At 44.8% G+C, this 22,390-nt stretch carries 20 protein-coding genes; all 20 read left to right on the top strand.

The window, feature by feature from the left end:
• Nucleotides 1-102 precede the first annotated feature (102 nt).
• The 20 genes from flgB (at nt 103) to AB4351_RS02860 (ending at nt 22,382) form a co-directional block, all read left to right on the top strand.
• Nucleotides 103-498: a flagellar basal body rod protein FlgB gene (flgB, locus tag AB4351_RS02955; protein ID WP_004736175.1), complete on the top strand. Its 396-nt coding sequence runs from the start codon at nt 103-105 to the stop codon at nt 496-498.
• 4 nt (nt 499-502) lie between these two features.
• Nucleotides 503-916 carry a flagellar basal body rod protein FlgC gene (gene flgC, locus AB4351_RS02950; protein ID WP_004736176.1) on the top strand — a complete coding sequence of 138 codons (414 nt, stop codon included), beginning with the start codon at nt 503-505 and terminating at the stop codon, nt 914-916.
• Between the two features lie 17 nt (nt 917-933).
• On the top strand, nt 934-1,647 hold the full coding sequence (flgD, locus tag AB4351_RS02945) for a flagellar hook assembly protein FlgD (protein WP_010439286.1): 714 nt from the start codon (nt 934-936) through the stop codon (nt 1,645-1,647).
• A 49-nt stretch (nt 1,648-1,696) separates the two neighbouring features.
• Nucleotides 1,697-3,001, top strand: coding sequence for a flagellar hook protein FlgE (gene flgE, locus AB4351_RS02940; RefSeq protein ID WP_017062260.1), 1,305 nt, complete (start codon nt 1,697-1,699; stop codon nt 2,999-3,001).
• A 251-nt stretch (nt 3,002-3,252) separates the two neighbouring features.
• Complete coding sequence (gene flgF, locus AB4351_RS02935) at nt 3,253-4,002, top strand: flagellar basal-body rod protein FlgF (protein ID WP_017056855.1); 750 nt, start codon at nt 3,253-3,255, stop codon at nt 4,000-4,002.
• A 21-nt stretch (nt 4,003-4,023) separates the two neighbouring features.
• Nucleotides 4,024-4,812 (top strand): flagellar basal-body rod protein FlgG, encoded by a 789-nt coding sequence (gene flgG / locus AB4351_RS02930; RefSeq protein WP_017062259.1) that lies wholly within the window; start codon nt 4,024-4,026, stop codon nt 4,810-4,812.
• Nucleotides 4,813-4,900: 88 nt separating this feature from the next.
• Nucleotides 4,901-5,677, top strand: a complete 777-nt coding sequence (gene flgH, locus AB4351_RS02925) for a flagellar basal body L-ring protein FlgH (protein WP_017071817.1) — start codon at nt 4,901-4,903, stop codon at nt 5,675-5,677.
• A gap of 94 nt (nt 5,678-5,771) precedes the next feature.
• A complete protein-coding gene (locus AB4351_RS02920; RefSeq protein WP_017062257.1) occupies nt 5,772-6,863 on the top strand; it encodes a flagellar basal body P-ring protein FlgI in 1,092 nt (363 codons plus the stop codon).
• A gap of 10 nt (nt 6,864-6,873) precedes the next feature.
• Nucleotides 6,874-7,815, top strand: a complete 942-nt coding sequence (flgJ, locus tag AB4351_RS02915; protein ID WP_372125034.1) for a flagellar assembly peptidoglycan hydrolase FlgJ — start codon at nt 6,874-6,876, stop codon at nt 7,813-7,815.
• A 220-nt stretch (nt 7,816-8,035) separates the two neighbouring features.
• Nucleotides 8,036-9,916, top strand: a complete 1,881-nt coding sequence (flgK, locus tag AB4351_RS02910; RefSeq protein WP_372125032.1) for a flagellar hook-associated protein FlgK — start codon at nt 8,036-8,038, stop codon at nt 9,914-9,916.
• A 10-nt stretch (nt 9,917-9,926) separates the two neighbouring features.
• Nucleotides 9,927-11,117: a flagellar hook-associated protein FlgL gene (gene flgL / locus AB4351_RS02905; protein WP_017064129.1), complete on the top strand. Its 1,191-nt coding sequence runs from the start codon at nt 9,927-9,929 to the stop codon at nt 11,115-11,117.
• Nucleotides 11,118-11,535: 418 nt separating this feature from the next.
• On the top strand, nt 11,536-12,672 hold the full coding sequence (locus tag AB4351_RS02900) for a flagellin (protein ID WP_017064128.1): 1,137 nt from the start codon (nt 11,536-11,538) through the stop codon (nt 12,670-12,672).
• 648 nt (nt 12,673-13,320) lie between these two features.
• Nucleotides 13,321-14,454 (top strand): flagellin, encoded by a 1,134-nt coding sequence (locus AB4351_RS02895; RefSeq protein ID WP_048616124.1) that lies wholly within the window; start codon nt 13,321-13,323, stop codon nt 14,452-14,454.
• Between the two features lie 588 nt (nt 14,455-15,042).
• Entirely contained in the window at nt 15,043-16,173 is a 1,131-nt protein-coding gene (locus AB4351_RS02890; RefSeq protein WP_017066381.1) for a flagellin, read from the top strand.
• A gap of 81 nt (nt 16,174-16,254) precedes the next feature.
• Nucleotides 16,255-16,680 (top strand): flagellar protein FlaG, encoded by a 426-nt coding sequence (gene flaG / locus AB4351_RS02885; RefSeq protein WP_372073059.1) that lies wholly within the window; start codon nt 16,255-16,257, stop codon nt 16,678-16,680.
• A 22-nt stretch (nt 16,681-16,702) separates the two neighbouring features.
• The gene (gene fliD / locus AB4351_RS02880) at nt 16,703-18,730 is read left to right on the top strand and encodes a flagellar filament capping protein FliD (protein ID WP_137001512.1); all 2,028 of its coding nucleotides are present in this window, start codon (nt 16,703-16,705) and stop codon (nt 18,728-18,730) included.
• 3 nt (nt 18,731-18,733) lie between these two features.
• Complete coding sequence (locus AB4351_RS02875; RefSeq protein WP_017060688.1) at nt 18,734-19,039, top strand: flagellar protein FliT; 306 nt, start codon at nt 18,734-18,736, stop codon at nt 19,037-19,039.
• A 12-nt stretch (nt 19,040-19,051) separates the two neighbouring features.
• On the top strand, nt 19,052-19,462 hold the full coding sequence (gene fliS, locus AB4351_RS02870; protein WP_004736194.1) for a flagellar export chaperone FliS: 411 nt from the start codon (nt 19,052-19,054) through the stop codon (nt 19,460-19,462).
• A 228-nt stretch (nt 19,463-19,690) separates the two neighbouring features.
• Nucleotides 19,691-21,157 (top strand): sigma-54 dependent transcriptional regulator, encoded by a 1,467-nt coding sequence (locus AB4351_RS02865; protein ID WP_017064122.1) that lies wholly within the window; start codon nt 19,691-19,693, stop codon nt 21,155-21,157.
• Nucleotides 21,158-21,341: 184 nt separating this feature from the next.
• The gene (locus tag AB4351_RS02860) at nt 21,342-22,382 is read left to right on the top strand and encodes a PAS domain-containing sensor histidine kinase (RefSeq protein WP_372125031.1); all 1,041 of its coding nucleotides are present in this window, start codon (nt 21,342-21,344) and stop codon (nt 22,380-22,382) included.
• Nucleotides 22,383-22,390: the final 8 nt, after the last annotated feature.

Below are 22,390 nucleotides of genomic sequence, written 5' to 3'. Positions count from 1 at the left end.
CGAGTAACCTGTAAAAGCATTGATAGACCGCCTTGTTTCAAAAGTTGGTATATATATTGCTTTGGTTATTTCATAACAGTCAGTTCTTGAGTTGAGGTTTACATGGCTATTTCTTTTGACAATGCTTTGGGCATTCACCAGCACACAGTTGGTGTACGTGAGCGTAACGCTGAGGTGCTTTCCACCAATATCGCGCAAGCAAACACGCCTGGGTATAAAGCAAAGGGATTAGACTTTAAGAAATCACTGCAAGCGGCAAGTTCTGGGGCAAGCATTGGTCTTAGCCGTACAGATGGTCGGCACATTTCTGCCTCAACAACGGTGAACGGGGAAACGAAGTATCGCATTCCTACCCAACCTGATACAGGAGATGGCAACACGGTTGATTTGGATTTGGAAAGAAACCTTTTCATGCAAAACCAAATTAGGCATCAAGCCTCTCTCGACTTCTTAGGAAGTAAGTTCAAGAATTTAACTAAAGCGATTAAAGGGGAATAATTAGATGAGTTTATTCAATGTATTCAATGTGACTGGTTCTGCGATGAGTGCTGAATCTGTTCGTCTAAATACGACCTCGAGCAACCTTGCGAACGCGGACAGTGTAAGTAGTTCTGCTGAAGAAACTTACAAGGCTCGTCACGCAGTGTTCGGCGCTGAGTTAAATAAAGCACGCAACAGTGGTCACACTGTGCCTGTGAAAGTATTAGGTATTGTGGAAAGCGATAAGCCGCTAAGCGCGGAGTACAACCCGGATCACCCATTAGCGAACAACGAAGGCTATATCTACAAGCCTAATGTCAACGTTATGGAAGAAATGGCAAACATGATTTCGGCATCACGTGCGTACCAAACAAACGTACAGGTTGCTGACTCGAGTAAACAAATGCTGCTGCGTACGCTGCAGATGGGTCAATAAGGATAAGGAGGTAGCACATGGCTGGAATCAACAACAATGTTGGTCAAAGCGGCTTGTCCTATGTTGACCAGCTGAAGAGTCTTCAAGATGGCGCTAAAAAGCCCGACGAAACAACAGGTAAGCAGGATCTTAAACAAGAAGACTTCTTATCTTTGTTGACTAAGCAACTAGCACAACAAGACCCTTTCAAGCCGGTTAGCAATGACCAGATGATTGCGCAAATGGCTTCATTTGCGACCGTAGATGGCATTGGCAAAATGAATACACAGTTTGAAAGCTTGAATTCATCAATGACCTCTAACCAAGCTCTTCAGGCCTCCTCTTTAGTTGGGCGTGATGTATTGGTTCCTGGTGCGGCAGGTGTAAAACCCGGTGATGGCGGTATGGCGGCAATGGTTAAGCTTCCTCAGGCAATGGACAATGTAATGGTCCGTGTTGAGAACGAAGTTGGCCAATTGGTTCGCACATTTGATATCGGCTCTAAACCATCTGGTGATACACGTGTTGAATGGGACGGAAAAGACGAAGACGGTAACCCATTGCCGGCCGGTAAATACAACGTGAAAGCGTCGGGTTTGCTGGATGGCGAGAACACAGAGTTCCAAGTTTCCAGTTATGCGAACGTGAACAGTGTGCTTCTTGGTAAGGGCGATGGCAACGTACTACTCAATCTGGCTGGTTTCACATCGCCAGTACGACTTGCTGAAGTACTAGAAGTTGGTAAAGCGTAGCTCTTTATTGAGTGACTATGCTAGCTAGATAGATTAGGAGAATAATGGAATGTCATATGTAGCTTTAAGCGGCCTATCCGCTGCACAATTAGACCTTAATACAACCAGTAACAACATTGCGAACGCAAACACATTTGGCTTTAAAGAGTCTCGTGCCGAGTTCGGTGATGTTTATTCAAGCTCGTTGTTCACTAACGCAAAAACGACGGCAGGTGGCGGTGCGCAAGCTAGCCAAGTGGCGCAACAGTTCCACGAAGGTTCAAGTATTTATACGAACAACCCAATGGACTTACGTGTAAGTGGTACAGGTTTCTTTGCAGTATCGAAAGACCGCATGGTGCCAGAGATTAACGAATTAACGCGTAATGGTGCATTTCACCTAAACAAAGACAACTACATGGTTACCGCTAACGATGAGTTTCTTTTAGGTTACGATGTTGATCCAAACTCGGGTGAAGTTCTTTCTTACGCACCAAAGCCTCTCGACATTCCTGCTGAGTTTGGTAAACCAAAACAGACAGAAAACATTGAAGTAGGGGTTAACCTTCCTGCAAACGGTGATCTTAAAGACCCGGCTGCATTTAACTTCAAAGATGCTGATACTTATAACCGTGCAACGTCTTCGACGGTATACGATTCTATGGGTCAGTCTTACAAGTTAACGACTTACTACCTCAAAGATCAGACTCAACCAAACACTTGGCAAACGTACTACACCATGTCAGATGAGAACGGTGAAAAGCCGGTCAACATTACTGGTGGTGATGCGACGAATGCACAAGGTCATGTTGGTCACACAATGAAGTTCAACAATGACGGTACGTTAGCAAGCCTAAACAATGGTCAGCCGATTAACTCGGAACCACTGGGTGCTGGTGCGAACCCAATTGACTTGAACGGTGCTGATCCAACTCAAGTGCTTAAGTTTGGTTTAGATTCTTCAACTCAGTTTGCCGCTCCGTTTGAATTGACTAAGTTTGATGAAGATGGCGCGACAACAGGTTTCTTAACAAAAATCGATTTCGATGAGTACGGCAGTGTTCTAGGTACTTATTCAAATGGTGAAAACGTGATGCTTGGCCGTGTAGGCTTGGTTCGTGTACCAAATGAGCAAGGTCTGGATAAGAAAGGCGGTACTCAATGGGATTCTACCAACGACTCTGGTGACAAGATCTGGGGTGAATCGAACAAAGGTTCATTTGGTAGCATCAACAACGGCTCGCTAGAGCAGTCGAACATCGATATGACTCAAGAACTGGTTGATTTGATTTCTGCTCAACGTAACTTCCAGGCGAACTCGCGTTCTCTAGAAGTACACAACCAGCTACAACAGAATATTCTTCAGATTCGTTAATCGTTTAAAGCGTTTGAATCATCTGCGAATACCCAATTCAATGTTATTGAATTGGGTATTGTTGTTTGTCTTTTTATTTGCCGCCCCTATTGCCGCCCGGTAATGCCACTGGCAACAATTCTTCCTCAATGATCCTTTGATGATCACCCTTCTTGTTCGTTTTCTATTTAAATTATTGATAAATAACAGTTAAAAATATTGGCACAGTGTTTGCTTTATTAGCCCCAGAAGATGATTTTTGGAGCAAAATTATGGATCGCGCACTGTTTCTTGCCATGAGTGGCGCTAAGCAAAATATGCAAGCTTTGCAGCTACGTGCAAACAACCTTGCCAACGTAAGTACAACGGGTTTCCGTGCTGATTTAGCACAGGCACGTTCAATGCAAGCGTATGGCGAAGGCATGCCTACTCGTGTTTTCAGCATGACAGAGCGTCCGGGTCATAATTTCGCTCAGGGTAGTGTGGTTACTACTGGCCGAGATCTAGACGTTACCATTCAAGGTGATGGTTGGATTTCAGTGATGGACAATACTGGCCGTGAAGGTTTAACACGTAACGGTAACCTAAGGGTTGACCAAAACGGTTTACTAACCAACGCAAGCGGTCACTTAGTGCTTGGTGAAAACGATGCACCAATCACGCTGCCAATCCCAATCAGCAAAGTAGAAATTGGTACAGACGGTACGATCTCTGTCATTCCTCAAGGCGCTCCAGCTGAAGAATTGGCCGTGGTTGATCGTATTAAGCTTGTACGTCCAGACAACCAAAGTTTGTTTAAAGACACGAATGGTCTATTCCGTTCGAAAAACCCAGATCAGGCATACGAAGCAGATGCAGCGGTAACGTTGCTAAAAGGTGCTATCGAAGGCAGTAACGTAAATGCCGTAGGTGAAATGACCAGCCTAATTGACTTACAACGTCAGTTTGAAATGCAGGTCAAAATGATGAGCACAGCAGAGGAAATGGACAAGTCGTCTGATTCACTGCTTCGTATGAGCTAATAGAATTTAAAGGACATTGCTATGCATCCAGCATTATGGGTAAGTAAAACGGGTTTAGACGCTCAACAAACCAATATCTCAACGATTTCGAACAACCTTGCCAACGCCTCAACCATTGGTTTTAAAAAGAGCCGCGCGGTATTTGAAGATCTGTTCTACCAGAATATTAATCAACCGGGTGGTCAATCGTCTCAGAATACTGAGCTGCCAAGTGGTTTGATGCTGGGTGCCGGTTCTAAGGTCGTCGCGACTCAAAAAGTGCACACTCACGGTAACGCACAAACGACATCTAACAGCCTAGACATGATGATTGAAGGCGACGGTTTCTTCCAAGTTGAAATGCCAGACGGTGAAACAGGTTACAGCCGCAATGGTCAGTTCACACTGAACGGTGAAGGCGCGATCGTAACGTCGGGCCAAGGTTATCCTCTACAACCAGAAATTGTGATTCCTGAAGACGCGATCTCGGTAACGGTTGGTAACGACGGTGAAGTATCGGTTCGTCTACGTGGCGAGCAAAACAACGTCGTGGTTGGTCAAATTACCATTACTGACTTTGTAAACCCAGGTGGTCTAGAGCCAGTAGGTCAAAACCTTTATTTGCCAACTGGCGCGAGTGGCGACCCACAAGAGGGTGTACCGGGTTTTGATGGCCTGGGTAACATCCGCCAATCGATGCTAGAAACATCGAACGTAAACGTAACCGAAGAGCTGGTAAACATGATTGAAGCTCAGCGTGTATACGAAATGAATTCGAAAGTTATCTCGTCAGTAGACAAGATGATGAGCTTTGTTAACCAACAGCTGTAATTGGTTTATTCGCCGTTTACTTTTTTAATTAATCTATCTGTTTTTGCTAATTGACCCATTTACCACTGCCTGCTGAGAGTATATCGCCATGAAACGTATTTTTTGTTTAGCCCTGTTAGCTTCGATGACTGGTTGTACAGTACTGGATCCAATTGAGACGCCAGCACAAGAGAACGCGACCACAGTGGTTGATGCGGTTGAAGGCGATAAGTCGGCAGAAGAAAGTTCAGGAATTATCGACACGCTTCGTGGGCGAACCGATCCAATTGCTGGTGACCCTGCATGGGCGCCAATCAACCCCAAGCAGAAGCCAGAGCATTATGCAGCGGCAACGGGCTCACTGTTTAATGTGAACCACATTGGCAGCATGTATGACGACTCAAAGCCTCGTGGTATTGGTGACATCATCACTGTAGCGCTAGATGAGAATACTCGAGCGACCAAAAAAGCCAACGCAGACATGTCTAAGTCGAATGATGCATCAATGGAGCCGCTGGCTGTTGGTGGTCAAGATCTGACGATCGACAAGTACAACTTCTCTTATGATCTGAGTAACACCAATACTTTTGCTGGTGATGCGTCAGCCAACCAAAGTAACAGCATCAGCGGCTACATTACCGTTGAAGTCATCGAAGTATTAGCTAATGGCAACCTAGTGGTTCGTGGTGAGAAGTGGATGACACTGAACACCGGCGATGAGTACATCCGCCTAAGCGGTACCATCCGTCCAGACGATATTGACTTCGAAAATACCATTGCTTCAAACCGTGTTTCTAACGCACGAATTCAGTACTCAGGGACTGGCGTACAGAAAGATATGCAAGAGCCTGGATTCTTGGCACGATTCTTTAATGTATCTCTGTAGAGCTTGATAGGACGACGACATACTGACAGCCTCTATCACTCAGCCACATTTAGCTAAGCTATTATAAATTTAAGCAATACAGACAGGTTACTCAATGAAAAAACTGACACTCGTACTATTCGGCATGCTATTTCTTGCCACCAGTGCCCATGCTGCGCGAATCAAAGACGTGGCAAAAGTGGCGGGTGTTCGTAGTAACCAACTTGTCGGTTATGGTTTGGTCACGGGCTTGCCGGGTACTGGTGAGACAACTCCCTTTACCGATCAAACATTTAACGCAATGCTGCAAAATTTTGGCATCCAATTGCCGCCCGGCACTAAGCCAAAAACCAAAAACGTCGCGGCTGTTATTGTGACTGCTGAACTGCCAGCATTCTCTAAGCAAGGCCAAGAAGTTGACGTAACCGTTTCTTCTATCGGTTCAGCAAAAAGCCTTCGTGGTGGTACCTTGCTACAGACCTTCTTGAAAGGTCTAGACGGTCAAGTGTATGCGGTCGCGCAGGGTAACTTGGTGGTAAGTGGCTTTAGTGCACAAGGTAACGACGGTTCTAAGATTGTCGGTAACAACCCTAACGTTGGTATCATCTCTAGCGGTGCGACGGTTGAACAAGAGATCCCAACGCCATTCGGTCGTGGTGACTACATCACCTTCAACCTAATCCAATCAGATTTCACAACGGCTCAGCGTATGGCTGATGCGGTTAATAATTTCCTAGGCCCACAAATGGCTTCAGCGGTAGACGCAACTTCAGTAAAAGTTCGTGCACCGCGTGAAATCAGCCAGCGTGTAGCATTCTTGTCGGCTATCGAAAACATCGAGTTCGACCCTGCTGAAGGCTCTGCAAAAATCATCGTCAACTCTCGTACAGGTACGATTGTGGTTGGTAAGCACGTTCGCCTAAAAGCGGCGGCGGTCACCCACGGTGGTATGACGGTTGCAATTAAAGAAAATCTAAACGTAAGCCAACCGAATGCATTCTCTGGTGGCCAAACGGTAGTGGTCCCTGATTCTGATATCGAAATCACGGAAGGCGATGGTAAGATGTTCAAATTTGAACCTGGCCTAACGCTGGACGATTTGGTACGCGCAGTCAATGAAGTGGGCGCTGCACCTTCTGATTTAATGGCAATCCTTCAAGCACTGAAACAAGCGGGTGCGATTGAAGGCCAATTGATCATTATCTAAGGAATAAAGCATGATTAAGAATAACAATGACATCGGCTTTATTCACGACATCGGTAGTTTAGACCGTCTTCGTCAACAAGCGGTAAACGGTGAAGAAGGTAGCGAGAAAGAAGCATTAACCGCGGCGGCAAAACAGTTTGAATCGATTTTCACCTCGATGTTGTTTAAGTCAATGCGCGATGCTAACTCGAGCTTTAAGTCGGATATGTTGAACAGCCAGAACGAGCAGTTCTATCGTCAGATGCAAGATGACCAAATGGCGAGTGAGTTAAGCGCTTCAGGTTCATTAGGTCTTGCAGATATGATCGTGGCTCAACTAAGCGCTGGCCAAGCAAGCGATACGTCTGAAGAGAAGGTTCGCAGTGAAGGCTTTGATGCTTCATTGCAAAGACCGCAATATTCAGGCCGTTCGGAAGAGCGAGCGTCAGACGTTCAACCTGCGCAAGCTATGTCAGCAACAGATGTGCAAGCAGTAAAACAGCCAGTATCCTTTGATTCTCCAGAATCGTTTGTGACCTCAATGAAGCCTTACGCGGAAAAAGCGGCAAGTGCGCTTGGTGTGGACTCGTCTCTTCTATTGGCACAAGCTGCCCTTGAAACGGGTTGGGGTTCTAAAATGGTTAAGAACTCTTTGGGCAACAGCAATAACTTATTTAACATCAAAGCAGATAGAAGTTGGAAGGGCGATAAGGTCGCGACTCAAACTCTTGAGTTCCATGGCAAAACCGCCGTTAAAGAGTCAGCTTCCTTCCGTTCTTACTCTAATTTCGAAGATAGCTTTAATGATTACGTGAAGTTCTTGAACGAAAATCCAAGATACGAAACGGCGCTACAGCATCAAGGCAATTCAGAGAATTTCATCAAAGGTATTCATCAGGCAGGTTACGCAACTGACCCTAACTATGCAGACAAGGTTTTACGAGTTAAAGCCAAGATTGATGAGATGAACTAGCGTCATAAATCAACATAGAGAGCTTGCTACTGGCAGGCTCTTTTCTTCTCCGCCCCTTCAGTTCTTACGCGTAATCCATAGTTATCTCCTTACACTTCAATAAATTATCGTCTTTTAATTTCCTATTGTTTGTGTTGGCACATATATTGCTTTTATCTTGGTAATATACGGTTGTAGTTAATCAGTTCATTCTGGTTTTGTTAAGTTTTTTGGGGGCATTATGGCGTCGGATCTTCTGAATGTAGGGGCACAAAGTGTTCTTACGGCTCAGAGACAGCTCAACACCACAGGTCATAACATTTCTAACGCTAACACAGAGGGCTATAGCCGCCAGTCTGTGATTCAAGGTGTGAATGACCCGCGCCAGTACGGTGGGCAATCCTACGGTATGGGTGTACATGTGGAAAATGTTCGCCGCTCTTGGGATCAGTTTGCCGTCAAAGAACTTAACTTATCGACAACCAATGCCGCCAACAAAGGCGATACCGAAGCCAACCTCGATATGCTGTCGAGCATGTTGTCGTCGGTCGCTTCAAAGAAGATTCCAGAAAACCTCAACGAATGGTTTGATTCCGTTAAGACTCTCGCCGATACCCCAAATGATGTGGGTGCGCGTAAGGTCGTGTTAGAGAAAGCAGGGCTTGTAACTAAAACCTTGAATGAATTTCATGAAACAGTTCGTCAACAGTCTGATTCTACGAATAAAAAATTAGATATGGGTATCGAGCGAGTTAACCAACTTGCGTACGAGATCCGTGATGTTCAGCGTTTAATGATGCGAACTCCTGGGCCTCATAATGACCTACGAGATCAGCATGAAAAGTTGATTAATGAGCTTTCTGGTTACACCAAAGTTACGGTGACACCACGCTCAAATGCCGAAGGGTTTAATGTCCATATTGGTAATGGCCATACCTTGGTCTCTGGTAGTGAAGCGAGTCAGCTGAAGATGGTTGATGGCTTACCCGATGCACATCAGCGCCGCCTAGCGATTGTTGAAGGTAAGTCTTTAAAACCGATCACCAGCAGTGATATCGACGGAAAAATCGGCGCCATGCTAGACATGCGTGACGAACATATCCCAGCAATCATGGATGAGCTTGGTCGTTTGGCGACCGCGTTTTCATATGAGGTCAATAGTCTTCAAGAACAAGGTTTGGATCTTAACGGCAACGTAGGTAAGGACTTGTTTACCGACGTGAACTCAGAGCTGGTGGCAAAATCTCGTGTCACGGCTAGCGGGCAATCGAAAGCCGATGTTGCGGTATACATTGATGATACTTCTGCCTTAAAAGGCGGTGAGTATGGACTGAAATACGATGGCAGTGATTATGTCGTGACTAAGCCGAACGGTGAGACCGTTAAGATGGCGACCGACTCTAGCGGTAGTGCTTTTTATCTTGATGGCATGCGAGTGGAAGTACGTAACCCTCCTGAACTAGGAGAGAAACTGTTACTGCGTCCAACGCGTAATTTTGCTGCGCAGATTCATATGGAAACCAAAGACCCGGAAGACATTGCTGCGCAAAGTTATGAGGCATCGACCACGTTTGCCAAGGGTACAGCGGGATTTAAAATCCTAGAAGCAGGTCAACTGCGTGAGTTTGAAGTGATTGTCTCACCAAAAGGTGAGCAGTTTGCTGTGACGGATCCGAAGGGTAACATTTTAATGCAGCCTCAACCGTATCCGCCACAAGGGCCAGTGACCATCAACGGTACAACGTTTGAGCTCACACCCGGTGCGGTGGCAAATGATAAGTTTACGGCAAACCTTGTCCCATCAGAAGGTGACAACGGTAACCTGCGTAAGCTACAAGATCTTCAAACAGGAAAGCTGTTGAATGATGGTGAGTCTACGATTTTAGACCTTTACCACAACTTGAATACTAATACGGGCTTGAAGTCTTCAACGGCAAATCGCCTGAGTGATATTGCGACATTAGAAAAACAGTCGGCTCAAGAACGTATTGCTTCTATCTCGGGAGTAAACCTCGATGAAGAAGCGGCAAACATGATGAAATTTCAGCAAGCGTATATGGCTTCTTCACGTATCATGCAAGCAGCCAACGATACGTTTAACACTATTTTGGCTCTGAGATAGGAAGGTATAAATGTTGAATCGTATCTCTAGCTTCCATAATTATCAGTCAGTACAAAACGACTTGCGCCGTCAAGAGAACAAGGTGCATCACAACCAAGCACAACTTGCTTCGGGTAAGAAGTTACAGTCGCCAAGTGATGACCCATTAGCGACGCACTATTTACAGAACATTGGTCAGCAGTCAGAACAGCTTAAACAGTATGTCGATGCGATTACTCTAGTCAGAAACCGTCTTGAGCATCATGAAGTATTGGTTTCTAACACTGAAGGCTTTGCTGATGAAGCAAAACGAACCGTGATGGAAATGATCAACGGTGCGCTTTCTCCGGAAGACCGTTTAGCTAAGAAGCGTGAAATTCAAGAACTGGCGAATAACTTCCTGCATTTAGCCAACTCTCAAGATGAGTCGGGTAACTACACGTTTGCAGGCACTAAGCCGAAAAATCAGCCTTTCTTTCGAGATAACGAAGGGAATGTGACATATCAAGGTGATGACTACCAACGCAAGATGCGTGTGGCAAGCAGCTTTGAAATGGCAATGAATGATCCGGGCAGCAAGATGTTTATGGAAATAGACAACCCGTTCGGTGACTACGAACCTCAGTACGAGCTTGAACCTGCGTCTGAGTTATTGCTCGGGCGTGCGACCAACAGCGATGAAGATGGGTCTACTTATAAAGTGACGTTTGTCGACATGCAGACGGGCAATTTCGCTTATCAGCTTGAAAAAGACGGCGCAGTGGTTGCGGCAGAAGATTTTGATCCTTCGACAGGCATTGTTTATGAAGGGCTGAATATTCAAATCAAAGGCCAAATCACTAAAGGTGATTCGATCACCTTAGAACCACGAGAGACTTTCTCTATCTTTGATACGTTCAAAGAGGCTGCTGAGCAGGCTGAAAACCCGGTATCGGATGCATCAGCAACAGCGAAACTGCACCAAGTAACTGAAGAGTTCCACGCTGCGTTTATCCATTTGACCAAGGCAAGAACCGATGTTGGTGCACGCTTGAGTACTTTGGATATTCAAGAGCAACAACATGAAGATTTCAAGTTGTCTTTAGCAAAAGCAAAAAGCAACTTTGAAGACTTGGATTACTCGAAAGCGATCATTGAGTTCAATGAAAACTCTCGAGCACTACAAGCTTCTCAACAAGCGTTTGGCAAAACCAAAGACCTGACCTTGTTTAACTATATTTAATGATCAATCGGTATTTAATGGTGGCTTGTCGATCACCATGGCGTTGATTCCTTGCCGTATGTGCTATGCCATACGTGCGAATGACGCCACAGTTTGCCGCTTTTTTGTACGAAGCATGATGTTTCTAGAATAGCGGCAAAAAACGGCAATAAGGAAGGTGAATGTTTTTCATCTTCTAATAGTAGAAAATCATAATTGCGCAGTGTTGTTTGTAAGCTTCTGATTTTTAGATAATTAAAAAATTATTTATATGATATTAAACTTGGCATACAACTTGTATCTGTGTTGGTTATAAATGATTAATACAGATCTTAAACCTTGTATAGGGTTTATCGAGTAATACACGGTCAGTGCTTATCCATATGAGAGTAAAGCTGGCCGCTTCGCAGAAACTTTGCGAACTCATAAGGAGAGCAAAATGGCTATCAATGTAAGCACTAACGTATCTGCTATGACAGCACAGCGTTACCTGAATAAAGCATCTAATGACTTAGCGACTTCTATGGAGCGTTTGTCATCTGGTCACAAGATCAACAGCGCGAAAGATGATGCGGCAGGTCTGCAAATCTCGAACCGTCTAACCGCTCAGTCTCGTGGTCTTGATGTGGCAATGCGTAATGCCAACGACGGTATTTCGATTGCTCAAACAGCAGAAGGCGCGATGAACGAATCGACTAACGTACTACAACGTATGCGTGATCTAGCGATTCAATCATCAAACGGCACTAACTCGCCGGCAGAGCGTACTGCACTGAACGAAGAGTCAATGGCACTTCAAGATGAGCTTAACCGTATTGCGGAAACCACATCGTTTGGTGGTCGTCGTCTACTGAACGGTTCATTCGGTGAAGCTTCATTCCAGATCGGTTCTAACTCTGGTGAAGCAATGATCATGGCTCTGACAAGTATCCGTGCAGATGACTACCGTATGGGTGGTACTACGTTCGATTCAGAAAACGCGAAAGATAAGAACTGGGAAGTGCCGCCAACAGCGAGCGATCTTAAGTTCGAATTCAAAACCAAAGCGGGTGAAGACATCGTTTTAGATATCAATACCAAAGCGGGCGATGATATCGAAGAGCTTGCGACTTACATTAATGGTCAGTCTGATCTTGTGAACGCATCGGTTACTGATGATGGTCGCATTCAACTGTTCGTTGCTGAACCTGACCTTGACGGCCCAATGTCTATCTCTGGTGGTCTAGCGTCTGAGCTAGGTATTAAGAGTGAAGGCCGCGCAACCTCGGTTCAAGATGTTAGCTTAACCAGCGTTGCGGGTTCACAGAACGCGATCAGCGTGATTGATTCTGCAATGAAGTACGTGGATTCACAGCGTGCTGATTTGGGTGCAAAACAGAACCGTCTAAGCCACAGTATTAATAACTTGGCAAACGTACAAGAGAACGTAGACGCTTCAAACAGCCGAATCAAAGATACGGACTTTGCGAAAGAGACGACGCAAATGACCAAATCACAAATTCTGCAACAAGCAGGTACTTCAATACTTGCTCAAGCAAAACAGTTGCCTAACTCTGCAATGTCATTATTGCAATAGTTATTGGTTGAACTTGCTGCTCGTGTTCAGACGTGAGCCATGCAGCAAGGGAAACTGGCAAGCATACTTACTATTGAATGTTTAGCTCTCTCATCTCTCACCTGCTATCCATTTTTGCAGTAAGAATGCAACGGCAAGTCGGAAATGTGTTCATTTCTCGATGATCTCCACACAGGCTCTGACGCGCCAACTAGCCCCGGTTCTCTCAAAGGAAAAGGGGCTTTTTCCTTTCTGTATTTCTTGTTTTTACTATTTATTTTCCTGTGAACTTTCTCGCACTACCTTTTCCAAATCTCTATTTGATGGTTCTTCTTCACGACAAATAATGTCATCTATTACACAAGATTTGCGTAAGTCAGAGATCTTTGGCGATTGATCATTTCTCGACCTTGAGCCATTTAGACGGCGGTTCGTACGCTTTCTGAACAGATTAAGATCTTTTTCCAATTGAAATCTATCGCTGTATTAGAAAATGATGAAAATTAAGTTGTTGATAAATATTAGATTAATATTTTTTTTGTGGTTTTTTGAAAGTTTTTCTAAAGCTTCTGATTTTCGCGCCGTTATTAAAAGTAACTTTGAGAGAACTACTTGGTTTTCCGAGACGTCGGAAACCGCTATACCGGAAAATCAATTGGAGAAATCACCATGGCAGTGAATGTAAATACAAACGTTTCAGCGATGACAGCGCAACGTTACCTAAACAACGCAAACAGCGCACAACAAACATCAATGGAGCGTCTAGCTTCTGGCTCAAAAATCAACAGCGCAAAAGATGACGCTGCGGGTCTACAAATCTCGAACCGTTTGAACGTTCAAAGTCGTGGTCTTGATGTTGCTGTACGTAACGCGAACGACGGTATCTCAATTGCACAAACAGCTGAAGGTGCAATGAATGAGACGACTAACATCCTGCAACGTATGCGTGATTTGTCTCTACAATCTTCAAACGGCTCAAACTCAAAATCTGAGCGTGTAGCGATTCAAGAAGAAGTAACAGCGCTGAACGACGAACTGAACCGTATCGCGGAAACGACGTCTTTTGGTGGCAACAAGTTGCTTAACGGTACTCACGGTACTAAATCATTCCAAATCGGTGCAGACAACGGTGAAGCGGTAATGCTTCAACTGAAAGACATGCGCTCTGATAACGCTCAGATGGGTGGTAAGAGCTACCAAACTGAGAACGCGAAAGATAAAGATTGGAACGTTCAAGCAGGCTCTAACGACCTAAAAATGTCGTTCACTGATAACTTCGGTCAAGCACAAGAAATCGACATCAGCGCAAAAGCGGGTGACGACATCGAAGAGCTAGCAACGTACATCAACGGTCAACAAGACTCTGTTAAAGCGTCTGTAACTGAAGACGGTAAGCTACAAATGTTTACTGGTAACAACAAGGTTGAAGGCGAAGTGGCATTCTCTGGCAGCCTGGCTGGCGAACTAGGCATGCAACCTGGCAAAGACGTAACGGTTGATACTATCGACGTAACATCAGTTGGCGGCGCACAAGAGTCTGTAGCTATTATCGATGCGGCACTTAAGTATGTAGATAGCCACCGTGCTGAGCTAGGTGCTTTCCAAAACCGTTTCGACCACGCTATCAGCAACTTAGACAACATTAACGAGAACGTTAACGCATCTAAGAGCCGTATTAAAGATACCGATTTCGCGAAAGAAACGACTCAGATGACTAAGTCTCAGATCCTTTCTCAAGCTTCAAGCTCGATTCTTGCTCAAGCGAAGCAAGCTCCGAACTCGGCACTTAGCCTACTAGGTTAATCGATTAAAAAGCCACGTTGACTATAAGCGTCAACGTTAGGCTTCCACAAATTAGCTCGTGGTGAGAGATGAGCGCTAAACAGACCCAGCTTCGGCTGGGTTTTTTATTGCCTGCAATTTGGAGAAGGGGGGAGTTTTGGTGTTGGTCGTTGATTGGAAAGCGAGATTCCCTATCACGCTCGCTCCTCACTGTAGGGAGTGACGGGAATTGGGAAATGATGGTTTCCTCGCTTACTACATCGAAGCAGTCTTTCGTCACCCCAGAATCGAGTAGAACGAGATATCAGGGATCTCTTCTGACTTTATATTCAACACTACGCTCATTCACTTAAATAATGGGGCAACTTTAGCGAATGTCGCCCTATTAATTGAAGCCCGATCACACTTTCCTTTGTTGTTGAAAAGAATATGAAAAAAAGCGCATTTTTTATTAAAGCTTCTAATTAAGGCGCCGTTAAAGGGATTGAGAGAAATGATATGTACCAATGTAAGGTGAGAGAGACACTGGTGCATAAACAAAATTGACATGTATTAGTGTGAGGTGAGAGTCACATAAGTACATTAAAAAATGCCTAAAGGAGATCAACTATGGCGATTAATGTAAGCACAAATGTGTCTGCAATGACGGCTCAGCGCTACCTAAATAGCGCGGCTGAAGGTACTCAAAAATCAATGGAGCGTTTGTCTTCTGGCTATAAAATCAATAGCGCAAAAGATGATGCTGCAGGCCTACAAATCTCTAACCGCTTAACGTCGCAAAGTCGTGGCCTAGATATGGCTGTGAAAAACGCGAATGACGGTATCTCTATTGCACAGACAGCTGAAGGTGCAATGAATGAGTCAACCAACATTCTGCAACGTATGCGTGACCTTTCTCTTCAATCTTCAAACGGTTCGAACAGCAAATCTGAACGTGTTGCGATCCAAGAAGAAGTCTCTGCTCTAAACACAGAACTTAACCGTATCGCTGAAACGACCTCTTTTGGTGGTAACAAGCTTCTGAACGGTACTTACGGCAGCCAATCTTTCCAAATCGGTGCTGACTCAGGTGAAGCAGTAATGCTATCTATGAGCAACATGCGTACTGACACTCAAGACATGGGTGGTAAGAGCTACGGCGTTACAGAAGGCAAAGATGCTTCTTGGCGTGTAGGTGCGGGTGCTGATTTAACAATCAAATACAACGATAAGTTTGGTGAAGCGCAAGAGCTATCTATCTCTGCTAAAGAAGGCAACGATATCGAAGAGCTAGCAACTTACATCAATGGTCAAAGCCAAGACGTTAAAGCGTCTGTGGGTGAAGGCGGTAAACTGCAACTTTTCGCTTCAAGCCAAAAAGTTGAAGGTGATGTTGAGTTTGGCGGCAGCCTTGCGGGCGAACTAGGTATCGGTGCTGGTAAAGACGTTACCGTTAACGATATCGACGTAACTTCTGTTGCAGGTGCAAACGAAGCAGTATCTATCATTGATGGTGCTCTAAAATCTGTTGATAGCCAACGTGCTTCTCTAGGTGCTTTCCAAAACCGTTTTGACCATGCAATCAGCAACTTAGACAACATCAACGAAAACGTTAATGCGTCTAAGAGCCGTATCAAAGATACTGATTACGCGAAAGAAACAACAGCTATGACGAAGTCTCAAATCCTACAACAGGCGAGTACTTCTATCCTAGCTCAAGCAAAACAGTCACCATCAGCAGCTCTAAGCTTATTGGGCTAAACTTACCTCGGTAAGTAGCGGTAAACTCTACTCTGGGTAGAGTTTTACTGTTTGGCTCATAAAGGAGGGAGGGAGAGTGTTATGGAAATATCATCCAACGCATCGAACATCCAGCCTTATGGCTCACCTAATGGCATTAAAATTGCAAGCGATGAAGGTAGTAGTGCGTCGAGTCTTTCGCGACTAAAAGAAGCAACATCTTATGACAAGGTAGAGAAATCGAAAGAGCAAGCTACCGAAGCGGCGATTCAATTAGCTCAACATAGACAAGAGTTAAATGATGAAGAGCGAGTCAAAATGGTGGAGAAGGTAAACGAGTTTATCTCCTCTCTCAATAAAGGTGTGGCTTTTAAGGTCGATGAAGAATCTGGGAGAGATGTGGTGACCATTTATGAGACCACAACCGGTGATATTATTCGCCAGATCCCTGATGAAGAAATGCTTGAAATTCTAAGACGCCTAGCAGCCCAAAACTCGAATAGTCGAATATTTGAGGTGAAGGTTTAAGTCGTATTATTGAGGTGATTTAATGAGTTTTGGCCCAATGGGGATTTCGTCTGGCATGGATATCAATTCCATGGTCAGCAAAATTGTTGATTCGGAGCGTGTACCTAAACAGCAACGAATCGACAATGAACGAACGCGAATCGATACCAGCATTAGTGCCTATGGAAGACTCAGAGAATCCCTTGATTCGATGAAAAACCTGATGACAAACTTTCGTCAGGAAAAAGCTTTTGCTGTGCGAACAGTGGAAAGTACCGATGAAGCGCTTGTCTCTGCAACCGCGACTACCGAAGCGATCGCTGGCAAATATGCCATCGATGTGTTGCAGCTTGCCCAAAGCCATAAAGTGGCTTCTGATGTACTGTCAGAGGACATGAAATTTGGCCCAGGTAAGCTGCAGGTTTCGCTTGGTGATGACAGCTTTGACGTGCAAGTTGGCGACAGATCGAGACTTATCGAAGTTGTTCGTGGTATCAACGGTGCAGATAGCAACCCAGGCGTTCGTGCATCTATTATCAACGATGTCGAAGGTCCAAGACTTATTATTGCCTCGAACCAGTCTGGTTCAGATCAGCAGATCAGCATTAATGTTGAGTCAGATGCTGCCAATCCCTTAAAAAAACTCGAATACAAAACGCTTGAAGAACGTGTTAAAGCGCTAGAGAAAGCGCGCGTTGCTGCTCAAGATATTCTAGCTCTAACCCCTGCAGGAAAAGCCGTTGAACTCATCGATGAAGTGATCGCTAGCGATGACCCAAATGCGAATGAAACACTCGATAAAGATGGCAATATCATCCCAGCAGCCCAAACCGATTCTACTTCAGATGTTGACGGAGACTCTAAAAGTCTCAGCTACGGTGAGCAAGCAGCCGCCGACGGCCAAGCCGCCCTAGACGCAGCTCAAGCGGCAAAGTCTGTGATGCCTGAAGATAATATCCCTGGCTGGACTGAAACCGCGTCAGGTACGCTTTTAGATTCTTACTACACACCAGAACTTGAGCTTGATGAAAAAGCGATAGAGAAGGCACCCGATGTGCCGGGGTGGTCAAATGCTGCCTCAGGTACTCTGACCGATTCATACGTGACACCGAAAGAAGCCCAACAAAAGCTTGAGGCTGAGCAAGCGCGTATCGAAGAGAAGATTTCACAAGAAAAAGCGGAGTTGGCTGAGAAAGTTCAAAAAGGCGAACTCACCGCAGAGCAAGCCAAGAAAATTGAGCGTGCCAAATTAGAACCCGAAGAGCGCGAGCTCTTAGAGAAGGTCGATAAAGCGCAAGCAGACCTTGAACAAGCACAGCAATCTTTTGATACCTATAGTGGAATGACTGAAGTTCAGGCTGGCCAAGATTCTATGGTTGTCCTAGATGGTGTTGCTCAACTCTCTAGTAATAACAATGTGATTGAAGATGCCATTGAAGGTATTGATATTACGGTGAAAGGAAAAACGCCAAAAGATAAGCCGCCGGCAGAAATTGGTGTGGAGTACGACCGTAATAGTGTTCGCCAAGACATTGAAGCTTTTGTTAATTCTTATAATCAGTTTTACCAAGTGTCTAAAAACTTGGCGGGTGTTGACCCAACGACTGGCCAAAAAGGCCCGCTGTCTGGTGACAGTACCGTGCGTAACGCCGACTCACGATTAAAAGGTGTGTTCTCATCAAGTATCGAAGGTGCGCCAGACAATCTAAAGTCTTTGACTGAATTCGGTATCACCACCACAAGACAAGGCTCGCTAGAAATCAACTACGATATGCTTGACCGTCAACTCAACAATAACTTTGATAAGTTGGGTGAGTTCTTTGGTGGCAACAACGGTTTCGCCAAAAAAGTGGAAGATGCGATTCAAGGTATCACAGGTATCACGGGTTCAATCCGTACTAGAGAAAAGAGCTTGGTCGAGCAAAACTACCGTTTGGTTGATGACCAAAGCGCGCTCGACCGCCGCATGGACAGCCTAGAGAGCCGTACCCACTCTAAGTTCACAGCCATGCAAGATGCGACCAGTAAGATGCAATCTCAGCTGGGCAGTATGATGAATGCGTTGGGCTAATAGATGAATAGCCAGCTACAAGAGCTTTGTGAACTCGATCAACTAATTATCTCTAAACTGGAATTTAGTGAAATTAATGCTGAAGAAATAACGCAGCTTGTCGATAACAGAGAACAGTTATTGCAAAACGTGCTTCAAATAATCGACTCACATCCCGACGTTAAGCAAAGTTCTGAATGGTTTGAAGCCATTACCAGAACCAGAAAATTAGTCGAATTGATGCAGTCTGAGACGAGTCGAGTAGGTAAGACCCTACATAAATACCGTCACGGCGCTAAATCAGTTCAACAATACAAAAAGTTTTTATAGAAGAGGTTTACTATGCGCGGTTCTTTACAGGCATATAAAAAGGTATCAGTGGATAGTCAGCTAACGGCTGCCTCACCGCATAAGATTGTACAAATGCTAATGGCCGGTGCTATCGAGCGTTTGATTCAAGGCAAAGCGGCAATGCAAGCAGGCAACATCCCAGTGAAAGGTGAGCGACTTGGTAAGGCTCTAGATATCATTATTAGCCTACGTAGTTGCCTATCTATGGACGATGGTGGCGATATTGCGAAAAACCTAGATCAACTTTATGAGTTCATGATCACGCAAATTTCTGCGGCAAATCACAAAAATGACCCACAGCCTATTGATGATGTTATCGATATTATTCGCGAAATTAAGAGCGCTTGGGACCAAATTCCGAACGAATATCACAACTTGACGTCCGCTGACGTAGGTATTTAAAGAAAAATTGCAGTTTTAACCAATCTCATATCCCTTAATTGGTTGGTTGCCTTATTTTTTTAATCAAATAAAATAGAAGCCATTAGATAGCCTAATGGCTTTTTTCGTTGCTGATTTCCTAAATTTGTCCACGTAGACCATAATCATTGATACTTTTCTCTGTTTTATCGATTACGTCGCTCACCGTTTTTCTGCATCGCACCAAAATAAAGGCAATAATTCCTACTTATGCAAGGTTTGGCAAAACTGCTTGTCGTCGACGATAACGCTCAAGATCGTCACAATTTAAGCACAATATTAGAGTTTGTAGGAGAGAGCTGCGAAGTAATCAGCTCTGAACAAGCACGTAAAGTTGACTGGTCACTACAGTGGGCCGGCTGCATTATTGGTACCATTAAAGGTAAAGGCTTCAACGCATTACTGAATGAGAAGCTTGTTCACGCCAATCACATCCCTTTACTGGTGATTGGCAAAAACAATCACCCGGTTGACGAGTTGACTAACTATGTTGGTGAGCTTGAACTTCCTCTTAACTACCCGCAATTAAGTGATGCATTAAGACACTGTAAAGACTTCTTAGGCCGCAAAGGTGTTCAAGTTGTGTCTTCGGCACGCAAGAACACCCTGTTTCGCAGCCTAGTAGGACAAAGTGCTGGCATTCAAGAAGTACGTCACTTAATTGAACAAGTCTCTTCTACGGAAGCGAACGTGCTGATTCTTGGTGAATCTGGTACAGGCAAAGAAGTCGTAGCGCGTAACATTCACTATCACTCTAAACGTCGTTCAGGGCCTTTTGTTCCTGTAAACTGTGGCGCGATTCCACCTGATTTGCTTGAAAGTGAACTGTTTGGTCATGAGAAGGGCGCATTTACTGGGGCGATTACTGCACGTAAAGGCCGTTTTGAATTGGCTGAAGGTGGCACACTGTTTCTTGATGAAATTGGCGATATGCCGATGGCGATGCAAGTTAAGCTGCTACGAGTACTGCAAGAGCGATGCTTTGAGCGTGTAGGTGGCAATAGCACCATACAAGCTGATGTTAGAGTGATTGCGGCAACCCACCGCAACCTTGAAGATATGATCGACGATGATTCGTTCCGTGAAGATCTTTACTACCGCTTAAATGTATTCCCGATTGAAATGCCGGCGCTTCAAGATCGTAAAGAAGATATTCCACTGTTGCTTCAAGAGCTGATGACTCGAATGGAAGCGGAAGGCAGCATGCCTATCTGTTTCACGGCTCGTGCTATCAACTCTTTGATGGAGCATTACTGGCCAGGTAACGTTCGTGAACTAGCGAACCTGGTTGAACGAATGGTTATCTTGTATCCAAACAGCTTGGTTGATGTGAATCACCTGCCAACTAAATATCGATACAGCGATATCCCTGAGTTCCAGCCAGAGTTTAATAGCTTTGGATCTGAAGAGGAGCAAGAGCGTGATGCACTTGCTGACTTATTCTCAGAAGATTTCAGTTTTGATCAGCAAGATGATATTGCCGACAATGCTAATGCGCCTCAAGAGTTACCGCCAGAAGGGGTTAACTTGAAAGAGCTACTCGCGGATATGGAAGTGAATATGATCAATCAAGCGTTGGAAGCGCAGGGCGGCATTGTTGCTCGTGCTGCTGACATGCTTGGAATGCGTAGAACCACTCTGGTTGAAAAAATGCGTAAATATAACTTGCAGCGATAGTGTCCAGTTTTCGATGAAAACGAAAAACTAGCACACACTTTTTAGCTATTTGGTAACTCTAGCTAAGTGAACAGATAAACCATAGTCGAGTTGTTGCTTGCTTAACTATGTGATAAATATAGCAAATAGCCTGACTCGTGTTGTACGTCTCAGGCTGTTTTAGTATTTGAGGCAAATTTTTGACATGCGCGTATCTAACGAACCAGAAAATCAATCACACCTAGATTCTGTTGAACAGCAGGTTGAGCGCTATAAGCAAGTACTCGACGTGATGCCAGCAGGGGTTATCTTGTTAGATACACACGGCGAAGTGAGAGAAGCGAACCCTGAAGCGCATCGTATTCTTGGTGTTGAGTTGGTTGGCGAGAAGTGGTTTTCAGTGATTCAAAGTGCCTTTGACCCAAAAGACGATGACGGTCATGAGATCTCATTGAAGAACGGGCGAAAAGTGCGTTTGGCGATTTCAGCCTCTACCACGGGTCAGCTGATTTTGATTACCGATCTGACCGAGACCCGACTATTGCAGTCTCGCGTGAGTGATCTTCAGCGTTTGTCTTCATTAGGTAGAATGGTGGCCTCGCTTGCCCATCAAGTGCGAACGCCGCTTTCAAGTGCGATGCTGTATGCATCAAACCTTGCCGCGCCAAATCTGCCGCCGGCAACAAAAACGCGTTTTCAATCTAAGCTTATGGATAGATTGCATGACTTAGAGAAGCAAGTGAACGACATGCTGTTGTTTGCCAAAGGTGGTGACAACAAAGTCGTTAAGCCATTTACTGTGGCTGAATTGATCACTGAATTTCACCCTATGGTGGAAGCGGCATTGAAAACTAACCAGATTGATTATTGCCAAGAAGTTGAGGGCGAACAGACTCAAATGTTCGGCAACGCCAATGCTATCGCCTCAGCGTTAAGCAACCTAGTGTTGAACGCGGTTCAAATTGCGGGTAAGGAATCACAGATCGATGTGTTTTTTAGGTCCGTAAATGGCGAGCTTAAGATATCAGTGCAAGACAGTGGCCCCGGCGTACCGAAAGAGCTTCAAGGTAAAATAATGGAACCCTTCTTTACCACTCGTTCACAAGGTACAGGTCTAGGCTTAGCGGTTGTACAAATGGTATGTCGAGCACATGAAGGCCGACTGGAATTGATATCAGAAGAAGGCGACGGCGCATGCTTTACCATGTGTCTACCGCTTGAAAGAAGTGCTTCTTCTGAAGACTAATAAGTTTT

The organism is Vibrio sp. 10N.261.51.F11 (genome assembly GCF_041471665.1).
Lineage (GTDB): Bacteria > Pseudomonadota > Gammaproteobacteria > Enterobacterales > Vibrionaceae > Vibrio > Vibrio crassostreae_C.
Note: the sequence above shows the minus strand (reverse complement) of the source record. Positions and strands in the feature narration are given on the sequence as shown.